We start from the raw sequence: 21101 nt of genomic DNA, 5'->3' as shown, positions 1-21101 counted from the left end.
CTTGAGCAGCCGTAACAAACTGACCAGGAGGTGCGCGAACCGCGAGAGGAAAAGCGACCGTGTCTTTCGCAACAATCGAATCGAAAGACACGGTGACAGGCTGTTCTGGCAATCCTGTCCCAATGGCACACGCGGCCTGACATAGGGTCGAGCAGCAATGTCTGGCGAGATCTTTCAGGGGAGCGTTCGCATCTGCCTGCGTCGTGTGGACTGAACAGATCACGGACGAGGGACCAGCGCTCCACGCCGCCATGGAAGCCTGCGCGTATGCCGTTACCAGCCCTTGCAGAAGAATAACAAGCGTCAGCGATACAACCCAAAGGGCGGTATCCGACCGATCGCCAACAATTCTTCTACGCAAGGTCATGATCGCTCATGGCATTCTTGCAATGCAAAGTCACTGCGACAAAGGTGAAATGAACCAATTTGAAGAGAAAGTGGTGAGCGCGCAGGGATTCGAACCCTGGACCTACTGATTAAAAGTCAGTTGCTCTACCGGCTGAGCTACGCGCTCCCTGTAGGAGCAAATCGCCCCCGGAAGTGCGGCGGAACATAAGGGCGGCTTACGGATTGGTCAACACCATAAAATCAGGTTTCTTCAACATAAATTCAAAAAAATCACAGGTTTGGGATACTCCATGCCAGACCGCCTCTTCCATATGCCGGTAAACAGGCGCTTTTCATGCTCGTTTGGATACTTAACACCCTGAGCAGAGGGGCGATTCTGAACCGCGAGGTGCCTAACCAGGACTATTCAGCTCCTGCTTCTCCGTGCCGGGCCTTGCCGCCCGCTCTTGCTACAGCTAGTTTCATTCCAATGACTTAATCTGCGTGGTGCTTCATGTCTCTGGCCACCAAGGCATTTTCTCATTTCCGACGTTCCTTGTCCGGCGTGGGTATCGCGCTCGGAACACTGTTTTTCGCCGCAGCCCTCACCCCCAGCCTTATCCCGCGAACCTACGTCATGCAGGGAATTCTCGGAGGTGTCGCCTTCGGAGCCGGTTATGGCATCGGCGTATTGTGGCGCTGGCTATGGCATTATCTGGAATTGCCTGAACCCCGGAATCGGCTGCGCAGTCGGGCCAATCTTGTGGTGGGTTTGGTTTGTCTCGCCGTGGCCGTCGTAGCACTCTATTTTGCCGCGGGCTGGCAGAACTCAGTTCGTGCAGTCATGGATATGGAGCCGGTGCCCAGCGCCTATCCAATGAGTGTCTCCGCGTTAGCTGTGCTGACATTTCTGGTTCTGCTAATTCTGGTTCGCCTTCTCATTCTACTAGGGAAATTCGTCTCCGCCAAAGTACAACTCGTTATGCCTCGCCGGTTAGCCAATGTCCTGGGCATTACGATCACTGTTGTGCTCATCTGGACCATCGCCAACGGCCTGCTCATCCAGTCCACTTTCAAGGTTCTGGATCGTTCGTTTCGCGAGTTTGACGCTCTGATCGAACCGGATCGCCCACAACCGACATCACCGAACGAGACTGGCAGCGCCGCTTCGCTTTTACACTGGAACGAGCTTGGGCGGGCTGGACGTGAGTTCGTTTCCTCGGGTCCCGGAGCTGCCGATATTGCTGCCTTGACTGGCGAAAAGGCTATAGACCCGATACGGGTCTATGCAGGTCTGCAAGTAGCCGATACGCCTGAACAACGAGCCGAACTAGCACTTGAGGAACTGAAGCGTCAGAACGGTTTTGAACGTTCTGTGCTGGTCGTCATCACTCCAACCGGTACAGGGTGGGTAGATCCAGCAGCCATGGACGGACTGGAGTTTCTGCACAATGGCGATGTGGCCAGCGTTGCCATGCAATATTCCTATCTTTCCAGTCCCTTGTCGTTGTTGTTCCAACCCGAATACGGAGCAGAAGCGTCCCGAGCTCTGTTCATAACCGTCTATAATTACTGGAAAGAACTTCCGCACGATCAGCGCCCACGTCTGTATCTCTATGGCTTGAGCCTTGGGGCGATGAATTCTGAAGTCTCAGCCGAGCTTTTCGAAATGCTTGACGATCCAATCAACGGTGCCTTGTGGAGCGGGCCACCTTTCCCGAGCAGGGACTGGAAAGCCATGACCAGACGAAGAAACCCTGGAACTCCAGAATGGCTACCAGTGTTCCGAGACGGCTCCTTTGCCCGCTTCATGAATCAGCATGGTGAAGCGCCGGGAAATGGAACCCGCTGGGGGCCGTTGCGGGTGGTGTATCTGCAATATGCCAGCGATCCGGTGACATTCTTCGACAGTCTATCGTTCTATCGTCAACCTGACTGGATGCAAGCACCGCGCGGACCGGATGTTTCACCGGAACTGCGGTGGTATCCTGTCGTGACCATGCTGCAATTGGCACTAGATATGGCTTTTGGGACCGCCACGCCGATAGGACACGGGCATGTCTATGCTCCGGAACACTATGTCAATGCGTGGCTGGAAGTCACCGACGTGACCGGATGGGACGCAGACAAGATCATGAGGCTAAAGCAGCACCTGCGCCAGAAAATGGATGGAGAAAACGTCGAAGGTTATGACCAGCGCGGGGGGTAGAACACATCCCGAAAAGGATGAAACGCTTTTCGGGATGTGCGTCAAACGTGACAGTCACGACCCAGCTGGTCTCTCTGCAACTATATCAATAGTCAGGTGATTTCTGCTGCGTCTGGGAATTGCTCAGGTTCAGCATGGGTATTGCTCCATTCGGTAGCATCGTGCTTGGCAGCTGGCCGTCCCATCGTTCTGCTTGCGTCAGTGCGACAAGACCCGGATTGTCACGCAGTGCATCGCCACGCGCCTTGATCGCGGTTGCTTCCGCCTCGCCCTTTACCCGTATCGCTTCTGCGTCGGCTTCAGCCTGCAGACGAACCGCATCGGCCTGAGCCTGGGCTTCGGCACGGCGTGCGTCTGCTTGAGCCTTTGCCTGCGTCACGGTGATTTCAGCCTGTACCTTTTCGCGCTCTGCATTCTGGCGGAGACGTTGCACTTCAACTTCGGCCAACATACGCTGTTCGATGGACTGCTCATAGGAGTCCGAAAAATCGATATTCTCGATCTGCACCGTGTCGATAATAACCGGACCGCGTACACTGCTCTGAATTGCCTCCGCAATTTCCTGATTGAGACGGCTACGCTCCTGAATGGCTTCCACAGCATTGAATTTGCCGAAAACAGTCTTGCTTTCCTCAAAAACGCGTCGCTCGACAAGGCGGGACAAGAGGCCGTCTTCACCGCCGTAGGTCGCGTAGACTTCCTCCACACGGTCTGGCGGAATGCGATAATTGACCGACAGGTTCATCGTAGCTGGTTGCTGATCGCGGCTATAGGCTTCCATGCTGTTATAGATCGCAGCCTTGGATTGCACCGATATTCGCACAATCGAATCGATCACCGGAATTTTGAAGCCCAGCCCCGGTTGTGCAACGCCGGAAACCGCCCCATAGCGCAAAACAACGCCGCGCTCACCTTCGTCAATCGTGTACCAGGAACCAAGTACTACGCTCAGTACGCCGAGTATAACTATACCGGCCAAAGCCTTGGGTAAAATCTGGCGCATCCCGTCTCCTTTAGCGCTTCGTTATGAAATGGGGAGACCGAAAGCGATTCAACAAATGCACCCCGGAATCTTATCCCACCGCCTTTTAGAATGCACTGATATGGATGACAATTACTCACGGATACAGTTGATAGACTTAGTCCACAAAAACAAAGCCGCCCATGAAGGGCGGCTTCATTGAGTTTAACAAATTTCCACTGTCAGTATGGCGAATAACACTGCTGACGAGGACCGTTATACGGCTGGAAAGTATTGTCGGAAGCCCGATAGGACCGATAACGATTATAACACCACTGGACATGCGAGTTGCTGTAACCGTAAGCAGGCGCGCGATAGACCGGTGGCGGCGGCGGAGCTGCAATTGCACCACCAATGATTGCGCCAGCGCCGAAAGCTGCGAGCGGATACCACCACCCATCATTGCTGCGACGATAGCCATGACGGTAGTGCCGATAACCGCGGTGTCCATTCCAATAGCCAGGTCCCGGACGATGAGGACGACCATGCCAGCCCGGACGATACCCAGGTCGGTGTCCACCCCAGTTTCCATGTCCTGGCCCGCGGCGCCAGCGGTCATCGCGAACCTGCTGAACATTCTCATTACTTGCCGCAGGCGCAGTTGGCATCACAGGTGCAGCCGAGACCGGAACCATTGCGCCGATCAGAAAGCTTGCACCGACAATGCCAACCATCATCTTTTTGAAGGTGTTCATCCTGTGCTTCTCCATTTCAATGATGCCATCATTGCTTTCCGTTTATGAATGCACGCTGAATATTGTCGGTAAATTATGTGCATGCCTTATTTTCACGTCGCAATGCATGGCCATTCCATCAATGATTTAACGAAAGAGCCAATATTTTCGTTCGAGCTACTCCATTATTTTTGTTCGCAAATTAAGCGACAATGAGATAACTTGCGTGAATTAGGACAGCTTGTAAGCGTTTTCAGCGAGTGGGGTTTGCATTGGCAACAAGAGTACAGCCGTCCGTGAAAGTTTTGGGAGCATCTTTCTCCCAGGAAGCGAATCCCTTCACGGCAGCGGTTGAACTGACGCCCATGCCAATGCTCATCACAAATCCGCGTCTGCCGGACAATCCGATCATCTTTGCAAACGAGGCCTTCCAGAACCTCACTGGTTACGAGGCCGACGAAATCATCGGGAAGAACTGCCGCTTTCTTCAAGGCCCTGGCACAGACCCGAAACATGTCGAGATCATCCATTCGGCATTGGAAGCCGAACAGTCCGTTGAGATCGATATTCTCAATTATAAGAAATCTGGCGAGCCGTTCTGGAATCGACTTCATATCTCCCCGGTCAAAACCGAGAATGGCGAACTTCATCACTTCGTTTCGTCGCAGCTTGATGTGACGCTGGAACTCGGCAAACTGGTTGAGCTCGAAAAAGAACGCGAAACGCTCTCAATTGAAAAGCAGCGTAGCAGCGATCAACTCCAGTATATCGTTGAAGTGGCGAATGTCGGTTTCTGGACGCGGGATTACACGACCGGGGAGATTAGCTGCTCGGCCGAATATCGTCGCATTTTCGGACTGACGCCGGACGAACCAGTCAACTACGACAAGATCATCGACATGGTGGTGCTTGAAGACCGGATAACGCTTATCCAGCGTTCGCAGGAATCTTTTGCCACAGGCAAATCTTTCCGGGTTGAATATCGCATTACCAACAGGCTGGGACAGGTGCGCTGGGTGGAAACACGAGCCAAAGCTCTCCTCGGCAAATCACCTGCGCTTCTGGGTATCGTCATCGACGTCACCGAACGCAAAAAAGCCGAGGCTGACAAGGCACTTGTGACCCGCGAAATTTCGCACCGTTTCAAGAACTCAATGGCAATGGTGCAATCGATCGCCAACCAGACCTTGCGCAATGCCACCGATCCGCAAACCGCGAACGAACTATTCAGTGAGCGGCTGCGAGCGCTTAGTCAGGCTCATGACATGCTGCTTCGGGAGGACTGGACGGGCACAACGATCAGCCAGATCTGCGAAACTGCCCTCGCCCCTTTCAACAGCACGTTCGGTCATCGAATCCGAACCAGTGGTCCAGAACTCGTGGTAAGCGACCGTGTAACGGTTTCGCTTTCGCTTGGTTTGTACGAACTCGCGACCAATGCCGTGAAATACGGCGCGCTCTCCAATGAAAACGGCACGGTCCAATTCAGCTGGGATGTGCTCGAAAGGCAGGGCGAGCGAAAATTTCATATGCGCTGGGTTGAAGACGGAGGACCTGCAGTCGAACGCCCTACCCGTCGTGGCTTCGGCCAGCGGCTGCTCTATTCCGTTCTCACGGGCGAACTCAGGGCCAAATGCGACATCAACTTCGCGCCAGATGGACTGGTGATTGACGTCTTGGCCCCTATGACAGCGGATGTATTTCCGCAACTTGACAGTCTTTCCGACACACAAGCCGAGCCAGTATAAAAAAAGCAGCGAAATCGCTGCTCTTTTTCTTTGTTAGTTGTGCGGGCCGCGACGACGTGGCTCGATATAGATTCTGTCGCGATGACGATCACGATCATGGCGCCAGCGGCGATCACGATCCCGTTCGCGATAATAACGTGGTGAGTGACGATCCCATCCGCGACGATCATCCCGCCAGCGGCGATCCGTAACACAGCGACCGCTCGGCGTGCGAACCATGCCGCGACGGCAACGATAGTCGACCTGAATGGCCGAACCAGTGCTATTGGCGGCTACAGCCGAAATCGGAGCCGGAGCAACCGGTGTACCTGCTTCAGCAACAGCGGTAATCGCGAAGAGCGCGAGAGCCGCAGAAATTAACGTAAATCTCATTCCGGAGTCCTTTCCAGAGATGGCCAGAATTGGAATCTTGCCCACAGATAGGTAGGCCAAACAACCATTTGGTAAAGTCACTTAATCTTACGACGCTCTATCAATCTCGACCGCACTCTACAAAAAGCGCTGCCAATTAAACCAATTACTAACCCGCCATTTTGCGGAGAGACTTTTTAAGAAAGTCGGGATATTAGGTGCCTGTTGAATTCGCACACAGCCCTTTCCAAGCAAAGGGAAAGCCGCAGAATCTCCAATCCGCGAGGCCGATCCGGCACCGGTCCAAAACCGGTAGCGGGCGAAGCTTTGCGGCCATCGCAAGGAGCAGGAACATGGACTATTCGACCTCTGAAATCGACACGACATGGGGATCGAAAACTGGACTGGGCGCAACCCAGACCGAATGGGTCGAGCTGGTCAGCGGCCTGCCCGAAGAACATGCTCTCTTTCTCCGTGATCTGATTGACCGTCACCGCGAGCAGTTTGTCGGTGTTTTCTATAATCGCCTTATGAACAATCGTGATGCAGCGACATTCCTGTCCCAGAAAATGGTGCAGGAACGTTTGCACAATTCACTGAGCGACTGGCTGTTGAAAATGTTCCAGAGAACAGCCGACGATGTTGAGGCATTCATTCGTGAACAGCGCAAGGTTGGCGAGGTTCACGCCCGCATCGATGTGCCTATCCACGTCGTCATGCAAGGCGCGCGCCTGCTGAAAAACGAAATCGTCCGTCAACTGAAACTGGAAACTGCCTCAAGAGAGGTTCTGGCGCGCCTGATCGTACATGTCAGCAATGCCATCGACATCGCTATCGAAATCATGAGCCAAGCCTTCGTCAAGGACGCGCGCGAAAGTGCCCAGACCGACGAAGCCTACCGGGCTTTCACGCTAAGTCACGATTTTCCGCTTGAACGCGAATCGCAACGTGCAGCGCTTATGGAGTGGAGCCAGTCGCTCCTCTTCAACCTCTACGGCAATTCCGATAGTCCGCTTCACTCCCTTGCAAGCTCGGATTTCGGATTGTGGTTGCAACACAAGGCTGATCTGATGTTCTCCAACTCCGGCACGTTGGAAAACATCCGCCGGAATGTAGAACATATCGACAATGTTCTCCTGCCAGCCATCAACAGCGCACGCAAAGACAACCCCGCCGGCCTTGCGGCTTCGTTGGCACTGTTTCAAACCAAGATCGGTGAAGTGAAATTCCTGCTGTCCGAATTGTTTCAGGCGGCCGCCGCGATGGAAACAGGTCGTGACCCACTGACACGTGCTCTAAACCGGCGTTTCATGCCTTCGATCCTCACTCGTGAAGTGCGCATGGCCTCGCAAAAGGCCATGGATCTGAGCGTTTTGATGATCGATATCGATCACTTCAAGAACATTAACGACACATACGGACACAGCAGTGGCGATGCAGTCCTTCAGCAGGTGGCCGAAGCGATCCTGTCGCTTTGCCGCCCGAGCGACTTCGTGTTCCGCTATGGTGGCGAAGAGTTTCTCGTCGCTCTCGTAGAAGCCGACGAGAACAAAGCTTTTACAATCGCCGAAGAGCTTCGCAAACAGATAGCACAACAACCGTTGAACCTTCCCGATGGCGCACGCCAGTCTGTAACGCTGTCCATCGGGGTTGCAGCATTCAACGGTCACCCCGATTATAGCCATCTCGTCAATGCCGCTGACCGCGCGCTTTATCGGGCCAAGCAGGCAGGACGCAATCGCTGTGAAAAGGAAGTGCCGCTCGCGATTCATTGATCGGGGAGGCATTTTGCCATCTGGCGGTTGCGCTGCAAAACCGCCATATGCTGCCATCATGACGAATAATTCCGCCTTCCCCATTTTCGAGACAGCTTCACAAAAGCCGCGCGAACGCGATGCGCTGGAGGTCCATTTCCTGCCGGTTCCGGCGGATGCGCCGCCAGTCGATTGGATCGTTGCCGAAGGGCTGACGGACTATGAGGAGGCCCTCGCCTTCATGGAAGCACGTGTTCAGGCCATTCGGGAAGGCACCGCAAACGAACTTGTTTGGCTTGTGGAACATCCCTCGCTTTACACTGCGGGGACGAGCGCCAACGCGGGCGACCTCCTGATCCCCGATAGTCTTCCGGTGTTCAACACGGGACGCGGCGGTGAATATACCTATCACGGACCCGGCCAGCGCGTCGCCTATGTGATGCTTGACCTGAAACGCCGCCGCGAGGACGTGCGCGCCTTCGTGACCGCTCTTGAGCAGTGGATCATCGAGAGCCTGGCCGAATTCAATATCAAAGGTGAACGTCGCGAGGATCGTGTCGGCGTATGGGTTACACGCCCTGAAAAACCGCGCCTTGCCAGTGGCAGCATGTGCGAAGACAAGATCGCAGCCATAGGCATCCGCCTGCGTCGCTGGGTGAGCTTTCACGGCATAGCCATCAATGTCGAACCCGATCTCAGCCATTATTCCGGCATCGTTCCTTGCGGAATCTCGGAACATGGCGTTACCAGCCTTGTAGACCTTGGATTGCCGGTAACAATGGGCGACATGGACGTCGCTTTGGGAAGAGCGTTCGAGACGGTCTTCGGAGCCCGTCAGCTGAAATAGAGCATTTCCAGCAAAAGTGCGAAGCGGTTTTGCGTTGGATAATGCATAAAATAAAAAGATAGAGCGGTCCCACGATTCCGTTTTAACTGGAACCGCTCTAGCTCTGCCTCAGACCACGGCGTCGACTTTCACACGGCGCTCACGCATGAAGACATAGAATCCTGATCCGACGATGATCGCGATGCCGCACCATTTCGACGGTGTCGGGAAATCGCCGAACACGATCAGGCCAACGAGAACGGCATTGACTATTTCCAGATACTGGAACGGTGCCAGCATTGAGGCTGGTGCCAGCTTGAACGCCTGCACGACCATCAGATGGCTGACCGTGCCGATCGTGCCCAGAAGCAGCAGGAGCAACCATGGCTGGATGCCGTGCGGCAGGCCGAAACTCAGATCACCAAGCCCCGCCACGGTTCCAAAGATCATGACAACGCCGGCGAGCATCCACCCGCCCACACCCGCATAGAACTGCATGACGAGCGGGCTTTCCTTCGCACCATATTTTCGGTTCAGGATCAGGTAGATGGCAAAGGTTACGGCTGTCGCCAGCGGCAGAAGCGAGACGGCGCCGAAAATCTCGAAACTCGGCTGGATCACGATCATCGTGCCGATGAGACCGATGCCCACCGCGCTGAATCTTCTCCAGCCCACTTTTTCCTTTAGGAAAATGGCCGAAAAGAGCGTCAGAATAAGCGGCTCGGCGAAGAAGACGGCCATAGCATCGGCCAGCGGCATATATTTGACCGCCGTGAAGAAGCAGAGCCCACCAAACCCCATCAACGCGCCGCGAATGAGGTTGCCTGCCAGATATTGTGTTCGCAGCGCGGCGAAACCACCAACGATGAGCAGGATAAAGAACATCAGCCAGCATTGAATGAAAAAACGCATGAAGGTGACAGTGGCAGGAGGCATATTATCCACCATGGCGAGCCATTTGCCGATGGCATCCATCAGCGGCAGCAAAAGCACCGAGAGCACCATGATCGCCATGCCCTTTACGTGCGCTTCCATGCCGCTTGTCGCGCTGTTTTGCATTTCAAACTCTCGGTATTCTGAATATTCCCCGCTATCGCTCTATGCCAACTACTGCAGCGTTTCCATCCAATTTGATCGGAAATGTCCTGCTTGTTTGACTTTCGCCTTCTTTCTGGTGCAAATCAGTTCCGTTCTGAACAAAACCCTTTGAAAAAGCCGTGCGAAAACGGAACGTAAGGCGAACTTTAGTCGCCTTTCGTGAGCGCGCATGGCATCATTCAGTTGATTCGCGAACAGTATTTTCCGGTCGATGGCGAGCAGGCTCGGCAAAGACCTCCTGAAATTCAGATAGAGAGCTTTTCGGAACAGATGGACGATAGCAACGATCTCTTCTCGAGAGTGGTCAACAATGCCCGGGCCCGAGAACGGGAACAAGAACAGGGGCGCCAAGGGGAGAAACCCAGCGAAAAACCTGTGGCGCAGCCGATGGCAGCGCCGTCGCTCTCTGTTCCAAAGCCGGTAACGGCCAAGGCACCACCTGCTTCATCGGCAAGCGACGACTATAACGCATCATCCATCCGCGTTCTGGAAGGACTGGAGCCGGTGCGCCTGCGTCCCGGCATGTATATCGGCGGCACGGACGAAAAGGCGCTGCATCATCTCTTCGCTGAAGTCATCGACAACTCGATGGACGAAGCTGTCGCGGGGCATGCCAATTTCATCGAAGTGAGCTTCGATGCCGATGGGTTTGTAACGGTTTCGGACAACGGACGTGGCATTCCTGTGGATGAACATCCCCAGGTTCCCGGAAAGTCCACGCTCGAAGTCATCATGACCAAGCTACACGCAGGCGGCAAGTTCGACGGCAAGGCTTATGAAACGTCAGGCGGTCTGCACGGCGTCGGTGTTTCTGTGGTGAATGCCCTTTCTGACATGCTGGAAGTGGAAGTCGCGCGCAATCGCCGTCTTTATCGCCAGCGTTTCTCGCGGGGTATTCCGCAGGGCGGGCTGGAAGAACTCGGCGAAGTGCATAATCGTCGCGGCACCCGCGTCCGTTTCCATCCAGACCCTGATATTTTCGGCAAAACAGCGCAGTTCGATCCGCATCGTCTTTATCGCATGGCGCGGTCGAAAGCCTATCTGTTCGGCGGAGTTGAAATCCGCTGGAACTGCGATCCCTCCCTGCTCGACCCAAAGAAGGAAACACCTGAAAAGGCCGTGTTCCACTTTCCCGGCGGTCTGAAGGACTATCTTGAGGCATCGCTCGGCAAGGAACATCAGGTCACGCGCGAGATTTTCGCTGGCAAGACCGAAAAGCAAGGTGGCCACGGCGCCGTCGAATGGGCCGTTTCGTGGTTTGGTGGGGATGGTTTCGTCCACTCCTATTGTAACACTATCCCGACCGGCGATGGTGGCACACATGAAGCAGGTTTGCGTATTGCCTTGACGCGAGGGCTGAAAGCCTATGCGGAACTGACCAACAACAAACGCGCTTCGATCATAACCACCGATGACGTGATGGTGTCGGCTGCGGGAATGCTGTCGGTTTTCATTCGCGAGCCGGAATTTGTCGGCCAGACCAAGGACAAGCTTGCCACGGTCGAGGCACAGCGCATCGTAGAGAATGCGATCCGTGATCCATTCGATCATTGGCTCACGGCCTCTCCGCAGGAAGCATCTCGCCTGCTGGAATGGGTGATCGACCGCGCCGACGAGCGCTTGCGTCGCCGTCAGGAAAAAGAAACCGTTCGCAAGAGCGCAACGCGCAAACTACGCCTGCCCGGCAAACTTGCCGATTGCACGCAGAATGCCGCAGCCGGAGCGGAACTGTTCATCGTCGAGGGTGACTCGGCAGGTGGTTCAGCCAAGCAGGCGCGCAATCGCGCCAATCAGGCTATCCTGCCATTGCGCGGCAAGATTTTGAACGTTGCCAGCGCGGGACGCGAAAAACTAACGGCAAACCAGCAAATAAGTGATCTTGTGCAGGCACTCGGCAGTGGTACGCGCAAGAATTATCGAGAAGACGATCTGCGCTATGATCGCGTCATCGTCATGACCGATGCCGACGTCGATGGCGCACATATCGCATCGCTGCTCATCACATTCTTCTATCAGGAAATGCCCGACCTGATCCGCAACGGCCATCTCTATCTGGCAGTTCCTCCGCTTTTCCGCCTGAGCCAGGGCGGAAAGGTCGCTTATGCGCGTGATGAAGCACATAAGGACGAGCTTCTACGCACCGTGTTTACCGGGCGTGGTAAAGTGGAAATCGGTCGCTTCAAAGGCCTCGGCGAAATGCGCGCCGAACAGCTCAAGGAAACCACCATGGACCCCAAGAAGCGTACTCTGCTGCGCGTGCAGGTGGATGAAGAATATATCGATGAAACCCGCAACACTGTCGATGAACTGATGGGCACCAAACCGGAAGCCCGTTTCCGCTTCATTCAGGATCGTGCGGCTTTTGTCGAAGAACTGGATATCTAGAGCGCATCCTGAAAAGTAGGACCAGTTTTCGGCACGAGATGCGCGTTAACACACGAAGATGGAGCATTTTCAGCGAACCACGAAATGTGTCTAAAAATGCAGACCAGATGAACGGCAGTTCGCAAGCGCGACGCCGTTCATTTTCTTTTTCAATAAAGCTGGTTAAGCTACTGATAAAAGAAAGCTTCAGGCTTTCACATCAATGCCGAGCTTGGCTTCAATCTCCTCAATCGATTCTTTGACAAAGAAGGTCTGATCCGTACTCAGTGTCACAATGCGCGTGCCGGTTCCATAAGCGTTATAAGAAAGAACATGATTGAAATTCACCGCGAGCTTTTCGCCGTTCACTTCCGTCAACATGATCCACATCGCTTGCCCTCCTCCTGATGTTGTCCACTCCAAGGAAGGATAGGCGCGATAGAGCATTCGGCAACGGTTGCGGTAAGCAGGCCTTCAAAGATCAGCGCGCATCCTGACTTTCTCGACGGTTCTTCCGAAACTTTCCGACCACTCATCTCCTTGCCAGTCGATCCGGAAACCAGCCTTTTTATAAAGATTGATCGCAGGCATATTATCCGCATGTGTGCCGATCAGTGCTTCATCAAAACCATCAAGCAGAATTTGCGCCATCAGGGCATCAAGAATCTGTCTGCCAATCCCCTGCCCGTGATGCGGCGGATCGACCCATAAATCGGAAATGTAATTGCTTTGGGGCACCCGGGCACCCCAGCCTGCTAGTATTCCTGCCTTTTCGGCAACCAGAACACCGTCCGCAATTTCTTGGAGATCGTGCTGGAACCTGGCTTCCAGCACTTCCTGCCGCTCAGTGGTCAGTTCAATATCGCGCGCTGCTATCCGCCAGGCCCTGACCGCTAATGCAGCCATAGAAACAAATTCGCCGGGGAAACCCCGGCGAATAAGAAGTTCGGTTTTTACCACCACTTTGCCGGAGTAAACCGTCCGGCAGCCTGCTCAATGGCATGCGCTGCCTGGAACAAAGTCTCTTCCTCGAACGGACGCCCGATCAGCTGAAGGCCAAGCGGCAAGCCTTTGTCATTGATACCGGCCGGCACGGCAATGCCCGGCAGACCGGCCATGTTGACTGTTACCGTGAAGATGTCATTGAGATACATCTTGACCGGATCATTGGCGAGATCCTCATCGGCAAGACCAAAGGCAGCCGATGGCGTCGCTGGCGTCAGGATCGCATGTACGCCCTTGGCGAATACGTCTTCAAAATCCTTCTTGATCAGCGTACGCACCTTCTGCGCACGCAGATAATATGCATCGTAGTAGCCAGCCGACAGAACATAAGTGCCGATCATGATACGGCGCTTTACTTCCTTGCCGAAGCCAGCCGCGCGGGTCTGTTCGTACATATCGGCAATGTCCTTGCCGGGTACACGCAAACCGTAACGCACGCCGTCATAACGAGCGAGGTTCGAAGAGGCTTCCGCCGGTGCCACGATGTAATAAGCGGGCAGCGCATATTTCGTGTTTGGCAGCGAAATATCGATGATCTCAGCACCGGCGTCCTTCAGATACTGGATACCCTTCTGCCAAAGTTCCTCAATCTCGTCCGGCATGCCGTCAACACGATATTCCTTCGGAATACCAATCTTCATGCCCTTGAGTGACTTGCCGATAGCAGCCTCATAATCCGGAATAGGCAGATCGACCGATGTTGTATCCTTGAGATCAAGCGAAGCCATGGATTTCAACAGGATAGCGGCATCACGCACGTCACGAGCAATCGGTCCTGCCTGATCGAGCGACGAAGCGAAGGCAACCGTGCCCCAGCGTGAAACGCGGCCATAGGTCGGCTTGATGCCAACCGTGCCGGTGAAGGCTGCGGGCTGACGGATCGAGCCGCCTGTATCGGTTGCGGTGGCGCCAGCGCAAAGCTGTGCGGCGACAGCGGCAGCCGAACCGCCCGACGAACCGCCCGGCACCAAATCGGCGTTGGAGCCATTAGCGCGCCACGGATTTTTGACCGAGCCGTAATAGGAGGTTTCGTTGGACGAGCCCATGGCGAACTCATCCATGTTGAGTTTGCCGAGCATAACCGCACCATCAGCCCACAGATTGGCTGTGACGGTCGATTCATATTCCGGCTTAAAACCGTCAAGAATGTGGGAGCAGGCCTGCGTATGCACGCCCTTGGTGGCAAACAGGTCCTTCACGCCGAGCGGAATGCCTTCCAATGCACCCGCTTCACCCTTGGCAATACGCTCATCCGAAGCCTTGGCCATCGAGCGCGCCTGATCGTGAGTCACTTTCACGTAGGCGTTGATGGTTTCATTCGCGGAATCGATAGCGGAAAGATAGGCGTCGGTGAGTTCGGTCGCGGTGATGGCTTTGGCCTTCAGCTTGTCGCGCGCCTCAGCAATGGTCAGTGCGGTCAGTTCGCTCATCGTCAAATCCTGTCAGTGCGCCTCAACGAGACGCTTTTCAAAAAAGGCGCTGTATTCGGAATCCGGATAGTCCAGAACCACACCGCAGCGCGTAAAACCTGAATTCTCATAAAGCCGCCATGCACCGGCAAAACCGGGGCCCGTGCCCGTTTCGAGTACAAGGCGGGAAATGCCCTTGGCCCTCGCCTGATCGACAATCGCATCCACCAGAACCGAACCAACGCGCTTTCCGCGCACTTCCGGAAGTGTGAACATACGCTTCACCTCACCGACGCCATCTTCGTGCATCTTCAAGGCACCGCAGCCGACTGCCTTGCCGTCTTCATCGCGCGCCACAAAAACCGTCGTATCTGGCCCCGCCATCTGCTCAACTGTCATCTTGAACTGGAATTCCAGCGGTGACAGCGGCAGAAGATGCGCATTCAGGCCCTCGACCAGTGCGCACACATCATCCTGCAAAGGGGTCTCGACTGAAACCCGTATGGCCATAACCTACTCCACGACCTTTGGTACGACGAAGAAATTGTCTTCCGTAACCGGTGCGTTGGCCACCACTGCAGCAGCAATACCGCCATCCGTTACCTTGTCCTGGCGCATGCGCATGTCCATCGGCGTAACAGAAGTCATAGGCTCGATACCATCGACATTGACTTCGTTCAGTTGCTCGACAAAGCCCAGAATAGCATTGAGTTCGCCAGTCATGCGTTCGGCATCGTCGTCATTGACGGCAATGCGCGCCAGATGCGCGACGCGCTTGACGGTAGAAATATCGACGGACATCCTGTTCTCCGCAAATGCTAGATTGGGCGGCGAACCGCCACCCTGAAAAGTTTTCCTACCGGCTATAACGGCGCGATTGTTGAAGCGCAACATTTCTTGCGCTTCAAATCCAAAGTCAGAACGAATGAACGGTGCCAGCTGGATCAGCAATAACCTTCGTTTCCCGATGATCTGCCATTCCGGCCAAGAACTTGTCCGCCGTCTGGTCGATGATCGGAAATGAGGCGTAATGGCATGGCAGCACGGTTTTGAAGTTGAAATAGCGCTGGCAGGCGAGAGCTGCGACCGCGCCACCCATCGTGAAGCGGTCACCAATGGGAACGATGCCGATCTCAGGCTGATGAAGCTCATTGATAAGCCCCATATCCGAGAAGATATCCGTGTCACCCATATGATAGAGCGTCGGTGCATCTTCGAAATGGAATACCAGACCATTCGGATTGCCCAGCGCCTGCGAGACACCGTTTTCCGTCAGCATTGCCGAGGAATGAAGTGCATTGACGAAGGTAATGGTGAAACCGTCATGCGTCACCGTGCCACCCGTATTGCCAGGATCGAGCTTTTCCACACCCTGACTGCCAAGCCAGCTTGCAAGATCGGCATTGGCAATCACAATCGCGCCATGCTCCCTGGCGATGGCAACCGTATCGCCCACATGGTCGCCATGACCATGGGTCAGCGCTATATGGGTTACGCCCTTGGTCGCCTCCTTGAAGTCGATGCCCTTTGCACCGGGATTTCCGTTCAGAAACGGATCGATGAGAATAACAGCCTTTGCCGTTTCAATGCGGAAAGCGGCGTGGCCAAGCCATGTTAGTTTCATAAAGTCTCTCCTCAATCTCTGTTTCCGGCTCGATTTCCGGTTTGCGAACAGATATGACGCCGATAAAGTTGAAGGCAATATGAAACCACTTCAAAATCCGATGAGGACCAATGGCTGTCGTTGAAATCGAGGAAATTCCGGCGCTGCTTCAGTCCGGGCAGACCATTGCCGGACTGGATCTGGGAACCAAGACCATCGGCCTTGCGGTGTCTGATCTCGGTCTTTCCTTCGCGCATCCACGTCCCGTCATCAAACGGGTGAAATTTTCCATCGACGCACAGGTGCTTTTGAAGGCACTCGACGCCGACAAGGTCGGCGTTATCGTCATCGGTTTGCCTATGAATATGGACGGAACATCCGGTCCCCGCGTTCAGGCCACACGGGCATTTGTGCGCACCATGCAGCCGTTGACCGACCTGCCCTTCGTATTCTGGGACGAGCGCCTGTCGACGGTCGCTGCCGAACGGGCACTGATCGGTATGGACGTCTCACGCGGCAAGCGGGCCGATCGGATCGATTCGGCTGCGGCATCCTTCATTCTTCAAGGCGCACTCGACCGCCTGCACAGTATCAGGCGGTCGGCATCCGACGATTACGACGCCGGATAAAGCTGATCCAGAATCCGTTCCGCATTGTGGCGCGCATCCAGCATGCCATAGGTCGAACGCCACTGGCCGCCAAGACGGGTCTCGATGAACGCATCAGCCACATTGTCGGCCCCAATCTGACGCAATTCTGCTGCTGCAGCAGCATAGGCCAGTTGCTCGGTTAGAAGGCGTGCGACACCCGGATCGGTTTCGGTCAGCTGCAATGCAGCACGCAGCACATCAAGTGTCCCCTGTCCACGCGGACCAAGCTGCCCGCCGATCCACTCCAGCACTTCATCGAAAAGCCCCGGTGCGCGCGACAGCACACGTGCCACGTCCAGTGCCATGACATTGCCGGAACCCTCCCAGATCGCATTGACCGGCGCTTCGCGATAGGCGCGTGCGAGATTGCCTTCTTCGATGTAACCGTTGCCGCCAAGACACTCCATTGCTTCATAGAGTAATGCAGGTGCGATCTTGCAAACCCAGTATTTCACCACTGGCGTCATGCAACGGGCAAAAGCCGCCTCGGCACGATCACTGGCAGCCATATCGAAAGCGCGTGCCAGCCGCATGGAAAGTGCAGTCGCACCGGCAACATCGAGCGCCATGTCGGCAAGAACGCGCTGCATCAATGGCTGCTCGACAAGAGCCTTGCCGAATACCTGACGATAACGGCTATGGTGCACGGCTTCGGCGAGGCCTGAACGCATCAGTCCGGCCGACGCGATCGCGCAATCGAGCCGTGTCAGCGTGACCATATCCATGATCGTTTTGACGCCTTCACCGGGATTACCGATCAGATGACCGATGGCACCATCGAATTCAACCTCCGACGAAGCGTTGGACTTATTGCCGAGCTTGTCTTTCAGTCGCTGGAAAAAGAACCCATTTCCGCTTCCCTCTGAAGTCAGGCGCGGGAGCAGAAAACAGGAAAGGCCTTCTTCCGCCTGCGCGAGCGTCAGAAAAGCATCCGACATTGGTGCGGACATGAACCACTTGTGGCCGGTTATGGCATAGGTGCCATCGTCATTGCGTGTCGCGCGCGTCGTATTGGCGCGCACATCGGTTCCGCCCTGCTTTTCGGTCATGCCCATGCCAAGCGTAATGCCCTGCTTGGCAAAAGCGGGTTTCTGCGAAAAATCGTATCTGCGCGACAGGATGACCGGCGACCATTCCTTATAGATTTCCGGCGATGCCATAAGTGCTGCGAGCGACGCGCTGGTCATGGTAAGCGGGCAGAGATGTCCCGCCTCGAGCTGTGCGGTCAGGAAAAAGCGCGATGCACGCGCCTGATGACGGCGGCCGCTTTCGAGCGGATTGCCTTCCCAGATCGAGCAATGCAGGCCTGCCGCGATGGAACGGCGCATCAGCGCATGATAGGCAGGATGATACTCAACAAGGTCGATACGGTTGCCCTGCCTGTCATGCGTGCGCAATTTTGGCAGTTCGGTATTGGCGAGACGCGCAAGGTCCTGCGCTTCAGCCGACGACACAAAACGGCCCGTCTGTTCCAGATCGGCATGCAGTTCCTTCGGGAATCCCGCCGCAATCTGCATCAAGAGCGGATCGCCCAGATAGGCATTGTTGCCCGTCATGGGTGGCGTCTGGTTGGTAACGTCGTGCGTTTTCAAAAGCTCGTTCCGTATTGTGCGATTCAATTTAATTTAGGTTTCTTGCATTGCATTTGCTAAAATTTTGCCATCCCGAACACAATTTGTCGTCAGAACAGCACAGGTTTTTCTTGGTGAATCGCCTGAAGCCATTATAAGGACGGTTGCGGGACCTGCCTCATGGTCCTATACGGGTGACTTGCCATGACAAATCAAACGGTCCCTCCGCTTTTCCCTCACCGCCACCTGCTGGGCATCAAGGGGCTTTCGCCCCTGGACATTCTCTGCCTTCTTGATCTCGCCGATCAGGAAATCGCTGTCTCCAGACAGCCAGAGAAGAAAAAGTCCGTGCTTCGCGGTCGCACGCAAATCAATCTCTTCTTCGAAGCATCGACACGAACGCAATCGTCGTTCGAGCTGGCCGGAAAACGGCTCGGTGCCGACGTCATGAATATGTCTGTCGGCAACTCGTCGGTCAAGAAAGGCGAAACGCTCATCGATACAGCGATGACGCTGAACGCCATGCAGCCGGACATATTGGTTATCCGTCACGCTTCGGCGGGCGCGGCTGCCCTGCTCGCGCAGAAAGTCGGCTGTTCGGTGGTCAACGCCGGTGACGGCGCGCACGAACACCCCACCCAAGCACTTCTCGATGCGCTGACCATTCGTCGCGCCAAGGGCGGAATCGAAAACCTGATTGTCGCCATTTGCGGCGATGTGCTGCATTCCCGCGTCGCACGCTCCAACATTCTCCTTCTCAACGCGCTTGGCGCAAGGGTGCGTGTCGTCGCGCCGTCCACGCTTCTGCCTTCCGGCATGGCCGATATGAGCGTCGAAGTCTTCAATTCGATGGAAGAAGGCTTGAAAGATGCCGATGTGGTCATGATGCTGCGCCTTCAGCGTGAGCGCATGGCCGGCTCCTTCGTGCCTTCGGTACGCGAATATTTCCGCTTCTACGGTCTGGATAAAGAGAAGCTCAAAGTTGCCAAACCTGACGCGCTCGTCATGCATCCCGGTCCGATGAATCGCGGCGTCGAGATCGCATCCGACGTTGCCGACGGACCGCAGAGCGTGATCCAGCAACAGGTAGAAATGGGCGTCGCCGTGCGTATGGCCGTGATGGAAGCCCTGCTCGATCCGCGCCGTAATCCCAGTAACGGAGAAGCAGCATGAGCGCGATCCTGTTTGAAAACGCGCGCATCATCGATCCGTCGCGCGGTCTCGATGAAACCGGCAGCGTTCTGATCCGCGATGGCAAGATTGTTGCCGCCGGAGCGGATGCCCGCAATCAGGGCGCACCGGAAGGTGCAGAAATCATCGACCTGAATGGCAAGGCAGTATTGCCTGGCCTCGTGGATGCCCGCGTCTTCGTCGGTGAGCCCGGCGCTGAACATCGCGAAACCATCGCCTCGGCAAGCCGCGCGGCAGCCGCTGGTGGTGTAACCTCAATCATCATGATGCCCGACACCGATCCGGTGATTGATGACGTGGCTCTGGTGGAATTTGTCAAACGCACGGCGCGTGACACGGCTGTTGTCAATGTGCACCCGGCTGCGGCGATCACCAAAGGTCTGCGCGGCGAGGAAATGACCGAAATCGGTCTGCTGCGCGATGCCGGTGCTGTTGCCTTCACGGAAGGCAGGCAGACAATCGCCAATACCCAGCTCATGCGGCGCGCTCTGACCTACGCCCGCGATTTCAATGCCGTGATTGCCTGCGAAACGCGCGATCCGTTCCTTGGTGCGAATGGCGTGATGAACGAAGGCCTATTTGCAAGCTGGCTCGGTCTTTCCGGGAGTCCGCGTGAAGCGGAGGTGATTCCGCTGGAACGCGACCTGCGTCTAGCAGCGCTAACCAACAGCAACTATCATGCCGCACAGCTTTCCTGCGCAATGTCGGCGGAAGCCGTGCGCCGCGCCAAGGATCTCGGCGCGAAAGTAACGGCAGGCGTATCGATCAACCATTTGTCGCTCAATGAAAACGACATTGGTGAATTCCGCACGTTTTTCCGACTTTCGCCACCTTTGCGCGGAGAACAGGATCGCCTTGCTATGGTCGAAGCCGTGAAGAACGGCACCATCGATATTGTCGTTTCGGCTCATGATCCGCAGGATGTCGATACCAAACGCCTGCCCTTTGCTGATGCCGAAGCCGGTGCCATCGGCCTTGAAACATTGCTGGGGGCCGCACTTCGTCTCTATCACAATGACAGCATTCCGCTGCTGCGGCTGGTTGAAGTGCTATCAACAGCTCCAGCACGTATTTTCGGCCTTGATGCTGGTACGCTAAAGCCAGGCGCCAAGGCAGATCTTGCCATTGTCGATCTGGATGAGCCTTGGATCGTACGTGAAGAAGATCTGCACTCGCTATCCAAGAACAGTTGCTTTGAAAGTGCTCGCTTTCAAGGTCGCGTCGTCCACACCTTAGTGGCTGGCAAGACCGTTTACTCGGCTTGAAAAACACCGCATAACCCGGAACAATCATTCGAAAA

The 21101-nt window shown here is 55.3% G+C and carries 19 protein-coding genes and 1 tRNA gene; 8 read left to right on the top strand and 12 right to left on the bottom strand.

Annotated elements, in window-relative coordinates:
* Positions 1-438: 438 nt before the first annotated feature.
* Positions 439-514, bottom strand: a tRNA-Lys gene (locus KWJ32_RS02855).
* A gap of 327 nt (positions 515-841) precedes the next feature.
* Here KWJ32_RS02855 and KWJ32_RS02850 point away from each other — a divergent pair.
* Entirely contained in the window at positions 842-2536 is a 1695-nt protein-coding gene (locus tag KWJ32_RS02850; protein WP_012093034.1) for an alpha/beta-hydrolase family protein, read from the top strand.
* 85 nt (positions 2537-2621) lie between these two features.
* Here the strand turns inward: KWJ32_RS02850 and KWJ32_RS02845 are convergent, their stop codons facing one another.
* Both KWJ32_RS02845 and KWJ32_RS02840 read right to left on the bottom strand, forming a co-directional pair.
* Positions 2622-3539, bottom strand: a complete 918-nt coding sequence (locus KWJ32_RS02845) for a prohibitin family protein (protein WP_094515723.1) — start codon at positions 3537-3539, stop codon at positions 2622-2624.
* Between the two features lie 200 nt (positions 3540-3739).
* Entirely contained in the window at positions 3740-4252 is a 513-nt protein-coding gene (locus KWJ32_RS02840) for a BA14K family protein (protein ID WP_125302062.1), read from the bottom strand.
* A 284-nt stretch (positions 4253-4536) separates the two neighbouring features.
* On the opposite strand from KWJ32_RS02840, the gene KWJ32_RS02835 reads away from it, so the two are divergent.
* Positions 4537-5979, top strand: a complete 1443-nt coding sequence (locus KWJ32_RS02835) for an HWE histidine kinase domain-containing protein (RefSeq protein ID WP_255411955.1) — start codon at positions 4537-4539, stop codon at positions 5977-5979.
* A gap of 33 nt (positions 5980-6012) precedes the next feature.
* Here KWJ32_RS02835 and KWJ32_RS02830 read toward each other — a convergent pair whose 3' ends face one another.
* The gene (locus tag KWJ32_RS02830) at positions 6013-6351 is read right to left on the bottom strand and encodes a hypothetical protein (protein WP_040128308.1); all 339 of its coding nucleotides are present in this window, start codon (positions 6349-6351) and stop codon (positions 6013-6015) included.
* 332 nt (positions 6352-6683) lie between these two features.
* Here KWJ32_RS02830 and KWJ32_RS02825 point away from each other — a divergent pair, with 332 nt between their 5' ends.
* Together KWJ32_RS02825 and lipB are read left to right on the top strand one after the other, a co-directional pair.
* Positions 6684-8105 (top strand): GGDEF domain-containing protein, encoded by a 1422-nt coding sequence (locus tag KWJ32_RS02825; protein ID WP_012093038.1) that lies wholly within the window; start codon positions 6684-6686, stop codon positions 8103-8105.
* Positions 8106-8163: 58 nt separating this feature from the next.
* Positions 8164-8931: a lipoyl(octanoyl) transferase LipB gene (gene lipB, locus KWJ32_RS02820; protein ID WP_172488810.1), complete on the top strand. Its 768-nt coding sequence runs from the start codon at positions 8164-8166 to the stop codon at positions 8929-8931.
* Between the two features lie 108 nt (positions 8932-9039).
* On the opposite strand, the gene KWJ32_RS02815 is transcribed toward lipB, so the two are convergent.
* Complete coding sequence (locus tag KWJ32_RS02815) at positions 9040-9969, bottom strand: DMT family transporter (protein ID WP_012093040.1); 930 nt, start codon at positions 9967-9969, stop codon at positions 9040-9042.
* 309 nt (positions 9970-10278) lie between these two features.
* On the opposite strand from KWJ32_RS02815, the gene parE reads away from it, so the two are divergent.
* Positions 10279-12393: a DNA topoisomerase IV subunit B gene (gene parE, locus KWJ32_RS02810; protein ID WP_012093041.1), complete on the top strand. Its 2115-nt coding sequence runs from the start codon at positions 10279-10281 to the stop codon at positions 12391-12393.
* A gap of 186 nt (positions 12394-12579) precedes the next feature.
* Here the strand turns inward: parE and KWJ32_RS02805 are convergent, their stop codons facing one another.
* From KWJ32_RS02805 to KWJ32_RS02780, 6 genes are all read right to left on the bottom strand, one after another.
* Positions 12580-12762, bottom strand: a complete 183-nt coding sequence (locus KWJ32_RS02805) for a flagellar FlbD family protein (RefSeq protein ID WP_010658857.1) — start codon at positions 12760-12762, stop codon at positions 12580-12582.
* Between the two features lie 84 nt (positions 12763-12846).
* Entirely contained in the window at positions 12847-13278 is a 432-nt protein-coding gene (locus tag KWJ32_RS02800; RefSeq protein WP_012093043.1) for a GNAT family N-acetyltransferase, read from the bottom strand.
* A gap of 47 nt (positions 13279-13325) precedes the next feature.
* Positions 13326-14807, bottom strand: a complete 1482-nt coding sequence (gene gatA / locus KWJ32_RS02795) for an Asp-tRNA(Asn)/Glu-tRNA(Gln) amidotransferase subunit GatA (RefSeq protein WP_012093044.1) — start codon at positions 14805-14807, stop codon at positions 13326-13328.
* Positions 14808-14819: 12 nt separating this feature from the next.
* Complete coding sequence (locus KWJ32_RS02790; protein ID WP_012093045.1) at positions 14820-15296, bottom strand: GNAT family N-acetyltransferase; 477 nt, start codon at positions 15294-15296, stop codon at positions 14820-14822.
* Between the two features lie 3 nt (positions 15297-15299).
* Positions 15300-15587 carry an Asp-tRNA(Asn)/Glu-tRNA(Gln) amidotransferase subunit GatC gene (gatC, locus tag KWJ32_RS02785; protein ID WP_010658861.1) on the bottom strand — a complete coding sequence of 96 codons (288 nt, stop codon included), beginning with the start codon at positions 15585-15587 and terminating at the stop codon, positions 15300-15302.
* Between the two features lie 115 nt (positions 15588-15702).
* Positions 15703-16410, bottom strand: a complete 708-nt coding sequence (locus KWJ32_RS02780) for a metal-dependent hydrolase (protein ID WP_012093046.1) — start codon at positions 16408-16410, stop codon at positions 15703-15705.
* 110 nt (positions 16411-16520) lie between these two features.
* On the opposite strand from KWJ32_RS02780, the gene ruvX reads away from it, so the two are divergent.
* Positions 16521-17018: a Holliday junction resolvase RuvX gene (gene ruvX, locus KWJ32_RS02775; protein ID WP_012093047.1), complete on the top strand. Its 498-nt coding sequence runs from the start codon at positions 16521-16523 to the stop codon at positions 17016-17018.
* On the opposite strand, the gene KWJ32_RS02770 is transcribed toward ruvX, so the two are convergent.
* Positions 17003-18631, bottom strand: a complete 1629-nt coding sequence (locus tag KWJ32_RS02770; protein WP_040128304.1) for an acyl-CoA dehydrogenase family protein — start codon at positions 18629-18631, stop codon at positions 17003-17005. The genes ruvX and KWJ32_RS02770 overlap by 16 nt on opposite strands.
* 183 nt (positions 18632-18814) lie before the next feature.
* Here KWJ32_RS02770 and KWJ32_RS02765 point away from each other — a divergent pair, with 183 nt between their 5' ends.
* Positions 18815-19783 (top strand): aspartate carbamoyltransferase catalytic subunit, encoded by a 969-nt coding sequence (locus KWJ32_RS02765; RefSeq protein WP_012093049.1) that lies wholly within the window; start codon positions 18815-18817, stop codon positions 19781-19783.
* On the top strand, positions 19780-21066 hold the full coding sequence (locus KWJ32_RS02760; protein WP_012093050.1) for a dihydroorotase: 1287 nt from the start codon (positions 19780-19782) through the stop codon (positions 21064-21066). Before KWJ32_RS02765 ends, KWJ32_RS02760 begins: the two co-directional genes overlap by 4 nt.
* Positions 21067-21101 lie beyond the last annotated feature (35 nt).

The sequence above is a fragment of the Ochrobactrum sp. BTU2 genome (assembly GCF_024539785.1).
Classification (GTDB): Bacteria; Pseudomonadota; Alphaproteobacteria; order Rhizobiales; family Rhizobiaceae; genus Brucella; species Brucella anthropi.
Note: the sequence above shows the minus strand (reverse complement) of the source record. Positions and strands in the feature narration are given on the sequence as shown.